This is a genomic window from Nonomuraea sp. NPDC049421 (assembly GCF_040677005.1).
Classification (GTDB): domain Bacteria; phylum Actinomycetota; class Actinomycetes; order Streptosporangiales; family Streptosporangiaceae; genus Nonomuraea; species Nonomuraea salmonea.
In genome coordinates this window covers 1-1,357 of sequence record NZ_JBFAQA010000078.1, presented here as the reverse complement: position 1 = coordinate 1,357, position 1,357 = coordinate 1, and the positions used below count along the sequence as shown (strand labels likewise).

Below are 1,357 nucleotides of genomic sequence, written 5' to 3'. Positions count from 1 at the left end.
CAGGGCTGAAGCGTTCTCATGTGGTGAGACCGAGGAGCTGGAGACCGTCGGCGGGGTGGCTGCGGTAGTGGTCGGTGGCGGCGGTGATGTTGGTCCAGCCGATGAGGCGGGTCAGGCCGACGGCGAGGTTGCGGAGGCTGGCCAGGATTCGGGGCGCGTTGCCGGTGCGGACCTTGCAGGCGTCTTCGCGGTAGGTGACGTCGCGGATGTGGTGCAGGGCCTCGACGCTCCAGTGCCCGCGGATCAGTGCGGCGAGCTGGGCGTGGGTGATGCGGCCCGGTGGCAGGCTGGTGATGGCGTAGATCGTGACGATGGTGGTCTTGCCGGTCTTGAGGTCGGTGCGGCGACGTTTGACCTGGATGGCCTGGGCGGCGTGGGGAAAGGGCAGGCCGGGGCGGGCGGTGCAGATTTTCATGCGGCGGATCTCGCGGCGTCCGTGCCCGCGCTCGTCGGTGCGGTCGTTGAGGACCGCTTCGCGCCAGGGCAGTGCTTTGAGCCTGCGGTGGAGCGTGGGCTGGTTGGCCTTGGCGATGAACAGGTAGTGGCCGCCGGCGGCGGCGATCTGCCGGGCGTGCTCGGCTTGTGTGTGCAGGGCGTCGGCGGTGATGACCATGGTGGACAGGTCCAGGCCGGATAGCAGGGGTGTGAAGGCGGGGATCTCGTTGCTCTTGGCTTCGACCTGCCGCTGGGCGAGCACGGTCTGGGTGTCGTGCCGGACGGCGGCCAGCAGGTGGACCACGCCGTCGCCGGTGCGGCTGCCGCGCAGGGTCTTGCCGTCCACGGCCAGGCCGAGCAGGGGTGTTCTGGTGGCAGTAGTCGTCTGGGGGGTCGTTTCTGGCGGGTGGCCGGTGATCGCGGAGAGGTAGGCGCAGGTCGCGGCGTCGAAGGCATCGCCGTCGAGGCGGGCCAGCAGCCGGCCGAGGGTGCTGGCGGCCAGCGGGGTGGTGGCCGGAAGCCCGAGCTGGGTGCGCAGGTCGGGGTCGTATGCGGCGACGAACCGGGTGATCTTCGCCAGGGATGTCGCTCCGCTGAGGACGGCGAGCAGGGATAACGCGAGCAGCGGGCCGAGCCGGTAGCGGCGTCCCCGGCGGTGGCGTGGGTCGGGTACGGCATCCAGCACCTCGGCCAGGGTGGGCAGGTCGGAGGCGGGATCGGTGAGAGTGACGTGCTCCAGGTGGCGGAAGAGCACGTCGATCGGGGATGATGGCACGCGAACGCGGCCCCTGTTCTTGATCGACTGGCTAGACACCGACGATCATGAGGGGTCGCGTTCGTCATCTCCGCACTGGGGCGCCTCTACTTGCCCACCCGGCTCAGGGGTTCAACAGTCTCACCCGTCGAGAACGCAACGGCCCTG

Annotated in this window: 1 protein-coding gene; it reads right to left on the bottom strand. The window is 69.9% G+C overall.

Going from position 1 to position 1,357, the window contains the following annotated elements; genetic code table 11:
- Positions 1–16 precede the first annotated feature (16 nt).
- Positions 17–1,210 (bottom strand): ISAs1 family transposase, encoded by a 1,194-nt coding sequence (locus AB0K18_RS50270; RefSeq protein WP_364930289.1) that lies wholly within the window; start codon positions 1,208–1,210, stop codon positions 17–19.
- Positions 1,211–1,357 lie beyond the last annotated feature (147 nt).